This is a genomic window from Pleurocapsa sp. CCALA 161 (genome assembly GCF_003003995.1).
In the GTDB taxonomy this organism is placed as follows: domain Bacteria; phylum Cyanobacteriota; class Cyanobacteriia; order Cyanobacteriales; family Xenococcaceae; genus Waterburya.
Window position 1 is genome coordinate 1 of the sequence record NZ_PVWF01000210.1, and the last position, 4,741, is coordinate 4,741.

Below are 4,741 nucleotides of genomic sequence, written 5' to 3' on the forward strand. Positions count from 1 at the left end.
GAACCCGTTCTGGTTTCTGGATCAGCAGCTTGTTTTTGGGGAGTACAGCTAGCTAATTGGGAAACAGCTAATCCCGTAGCAAAATAGCTGGCTGCCTTTAACAGATCCCTTCTGTGTAGATGGTTATGTTCATTAGTCATTTCTTTACTTCTCCTATAAATACTATGCTGATTTAACAAGATAGAATGCTCTCATCACAAGCAGCAGCTTAATTTGCCAGAATTCAAATATTCCCCTAAATATTGAAAAATGTTATCTAAATTACAAATAATATGAGTGTAATATGGATCTAAAAATCACCAACGTTACTTTACCAGATAGAAAAGGGAATTGGCATGTAGCGATCGCTAATGGTTACATTAGAGAAGTTTCGGTTGAGCCGATATTCACAAAAACCGATCAAACCCTAGACGCTCAAGGGAAATTACTCATTCCTGGACTGGTAGATCCCCATATTCATCTGGATAAAGCTTTGTTACTCGAACGTTATCCTGCGGTGGAGGGGACTTTTAGCGAAGCAATGCAAAAAACTCTCCAAGCAAAGCAAGAATATACCCTAAGCGATATTCAATCAAGAGCCAGCAAGATAATCGAAAAAGCGATCGCTTTTGGAACTACCTCCATGCGAACCCATGTAGAAGTCGACCCGATTTTGCAGCTAAAATCTTTTGAAGCATTACTCCCCCTCAAGGAAAAATACGCCTGGGGTATAACTTTGCAGTTAGCAGTATTTGCGCAGGAAGGAATCACCAATCAGCCAGGAACAATCGATTTACTTAGACAAGCAATGGCAATGGGAGGAGATGCGATCGGCTCTGCTCCCTACATCGATCCCGATCCAGCAGCCAATATTCGCCTGGTTTTTGACATAGCTCAAGAGTTTGATTGCGATGTTGATTTCCACCTTGATTTTCTCGATGACGACTCACCTTTATTGCTACCTATAGTAATTGAGTCAACACTTAAGCATAATTGGCACAATCGCGTCTGCTTGGGACATATGACTAAGCTGGCGGGGTTGACGACCGCAGCACTAACGGCGTTTATTCCTCAGCTAAAAGAGGCTGGCATCGCAATTTTAGCTTTACCTGCTACGGATTTATATATGATGGCAAGAAATGACACTCATAATGTTAGGAGGGGTGTTGCGCCGATTGATCGTCTGGCAGAGTCGGGGGTCAAAGTTGGGTTGGCAACCAACAACGTGCAGAATTTATTTACGCCTTTTGGAGATGGGGATGTTTTGAAAATATGCACCCTACTAGCTCAGGTATTGCAGTTGGGGACAACTGATAGCCATCGGCTTTGTCTGGAAATGGCGACCTCAAAAGCAGCCGAGGCGATCGGTATCAGTGATTATGGAATTGCTGTGGGCAAAGTTGCCGATTTAGTATTACTAGATGCTAATTCAGTTTCCGAGGCGATCGCCATTGCACCGATCGGCAGGATTACCATTAAACGAGGCAGCATAGTGGCTCAAAGTAAATCTTCGCTCAATTTGAAGGGAAATATTAAATCTTAATTATTTGTCGAATCATACCTAAGTAATAATACTGAAACCAAGTAAAATTTTTGTACCACGATTTATCTCCACAGCCACAGAAATTAACCTGGTTTTTCCCATTTCAATTTCGCACATATGGTCAAAAAAAATAAAACTTCACTACTAAATTCTGTAAGTCTACTATTAGTTATCCTCATAGCGATGGGATATGTAGGGAATTACTTTAGCTATCCCTTTGGTTTTGGAATCGATTTTTTATTTGGCAGCATCGCTGTTTTGATCGTGGTTCGTCTCTACGGAATTTGGTGGGGAACTTTGGCATCCTTAATTGCTAGTTCCTACACTATTATTCTGTGGCAACATCCCTATGCTTTGATTATTTTTGTCTGCGAGGCTTTGTTTGTTGGTGGTCGAATACGCCAAGGAAAAAAGAGTTTGTTGACCAACGACGTGATCTTTTGGCTATGTGTTGGTATCCCTTTAGTTTTAGTATTTTATGGTTATATTCTGCAAGTAGGAGTAGTTACCACTGCTATTATTGCACTCAAACAGCCTGTCAACGGTATCTTTAATGCTTTGATTGCTAGTTTAGTCTTAAACTATAAACCAATTCATCGCTGGGCAAATTCTCCGCCGAATAAAGCGACATTATTTTTTGAACAGATATTACTCAATTTACTAGTAGCTTTTGTGTTAATTCCTGCTTTAATCCTGATGGTAGTTAATAACAATGCTGCGATCGAGCATGAACAAGAGGCATTAATAGCCACATTAGACACTTCTGCGCAAAATTTAGTGAGCGATCTACGACGATGGCATCAATCTGGATTAGAAGCCCTACGCTTTCTAGCTAAAACCAGTAGCCAAAGCAAAATTGTAGTTTCAGGACAGACTCAGCACAGTATAGATATGGTAGTGGATAGCTTACCTTTATTCAAGGATATATACATCATTAATGCTGACTTCAAGTTGATTGCCGAAACTTCGATGCCTCAGAAATCTGTTAACCAGCAGCTAGATTTCTCTCAACTAAAACTTCCTCGAAAACCGCAAATATTTGTCTTATCGCCACCAGGTAGTAATAGTAGCCAGACTAAGCCCAAAATTCTGCAAACTCTGCCAATCATTTTAGATGATCGCTGGTTGGGCAATATCATCGCCGAGTTAAATATTGACTTTATTAGGCAACTATTAGCAACAGCAACTTATTCTGTACCGTTAAGAAGCACTTTACGAGATGAAAATCAACTGCTAATTGCCAGCACCAACCAGGAATTAAACCAACAAGAACCCTTGAGTTCCCACAACAGCGAAATAAGTGAAGTAAAATCAGCTGACTCACAGCAAAAAATTTATCATTGGCTACCAATGATGGAGGGAAAACCCTTAATTGCCCGTTGGCGAGAATCTTTTTATGCTGAAAAACTGTTAATCGATGAAGAAATTCCTTTGATTTTAAGCATGGAAGCTCCTGCTGTGACCTATATAGACTATCTTCAGCTTCTTTATATTAAAAGTCTGGCAATCCTACTCGCGATCGCCTTATTATCAATCTTAATTGCCAAATTTCTGAGTCGTCTTTTAGTTAAACCTCTTGTAGAATTGGCTATCTTTACAACAAATCTTCCCTATAAAATCCTCGATAACCAAAATATTACCCTACCTCGAAGTTCAGTGATTGAGATGAATGCTTTGTCTAATAACTTTGAGGTTATGTCCAGCACGATTAAAAAAAATATTCAGCAGGTTAAGCTGACAAATCAAGAATTACAATTGGCAAAAGAAAAATCAGAAGTAGCCAACAAAGCAAAAGATCAGTTTTTAGCTAACATTAGTCGCGAATTAAAAACGCCTCTAAATAGCATTATTGGTTATAGTAGATTGCTACAAAAATATTTAACTGTTTCTTCTCTTCCTCAAAGCGACAATCGCCAAGAATCTAAATTTTCAGGCTGGTTAGAAAATGTCCAACGGGAGGGAAAGCATCTACTGAACTTAATAGATGAAATATTAGATCTAGCCAAGTCTCAAGCATACAAAACTAAGCTTTATCCTTCTTCGATCAATCTTGATGACTTTTTATCAGATCTAGTTTTATTTGGTCGTCGAAAAGCCCTTGAGAAAAATATTTTATTTAAATTTGAAACTTTTGGTAGGTTACCAACTAATATTTATGCTGACGAACAAAGATTAAGACAAGTTTTACTTAATTTACTCAATAATGCGCTCAAATTTACCGATCAAGGACAAATAATCTTTCAGATTGGTGTCATTTATCCCGCTCAAATGAGCAATGAGCTTAACGATCTGCTTAATTCCGAATCAGTCAATCAACAATCTAATGTATATCTGCGTTTTCGAGTTGCTGATACGGGCATCGGTATTGCTCGTCAAGATCTACGCAGAATTTTTCAGCCTTTTGAGCAAATAGATAAATATGAATTTCAAGAAGTTGGTACAGGCTTAGGACTATCAATTGGGAAGCAGTTAGTGGAATTAATGGGAGGAAAGCTAAAAGTTACTAGTGAATTAGGCAGAGGGTCTAACTTTTGGTTTGATCTGGCATTTCCTGAAATTAAGGTGACTTCAGTAATCAATCCACAATCAGTTGACGAAATTGTGGGCTACCAGGGAAAACAACGCACACTTTTGATTGTTGATGATGTTAAAACTAGTCGTCTATTACTTTTAGATCTATTGAAACCTTTAGGTTTTAAAGTTTTGACTGCTAAGAATGGGCAGCAGGGATTACAGCTTGCTCTGGATCATCAGCCCGATCTAATTTTGACCGATTTATTTATGCCGATTAAGACAGGCTTTACTCTGATTGCTGAACTTCGGCAAAGAAATGACTTTGCTAATACCCCAATTATCGCTATTTCAGCTAGTAGTTTTGAAGAGGTAGAAAAGCAGAGTCGCGCTTCTGGTTGCAATGCCTTTGTGACTAAGCCAATTAACGATCAAAGGTTGCTAAATTTGCTAGGCAATAATTTGAATTTAAAGTGGATCTATAAACACGGTTTTTTGGGGTAACAACCATACTTGCTCTTGTTACTTCAGGGTATTTAACGACTGTCCAGATACAATAGAAAGGCTTCTTTAGCTATAGATATAAATGATTAAAAAAATATTTTCTTGGTTCGGGCTGGCATTATTTACAGTTTTATTATCATTTACCGTGCGCTCAAATGCGATCGCCGATACTCCCAAACACTATACAGAATTAAAATTTGAGCC

General features: G+C 38.6%; 2 protein-coding genes. Both read left to right on the forward strand.

The features are described from left to right. Positions 1-283 precede the first annotated feature (283 nt). Positions 284-1,522 carry an amidohydrolase family protein gene (locus C7B62_RS24515; RefSeq protein ID WP_106243924.1) on the forward strand — a complete coding sequence of 413 codons (1,239 nt, stop codon included), beginning with the start codon at positions 284-286 and terminating at the stop codon, positions 1,520-1,522. Positions 1,523-1,705: 183 nt separating this feature from the next. Beyond that, positions 1,706-4,537 carry an ATP-binding protein gene (locus tag C7B62_RS24520; protein WP_158260747.1) on the forward strand — a complete coding sequence of 944 codons (2,832 nt, stop codon included), beginning with the start codon at positions 1,706-1,708 and terminating at the stop codon, positions 4,535-4,537. Positions 4,538-4,741: the final 204 nt, after the last annotated feature.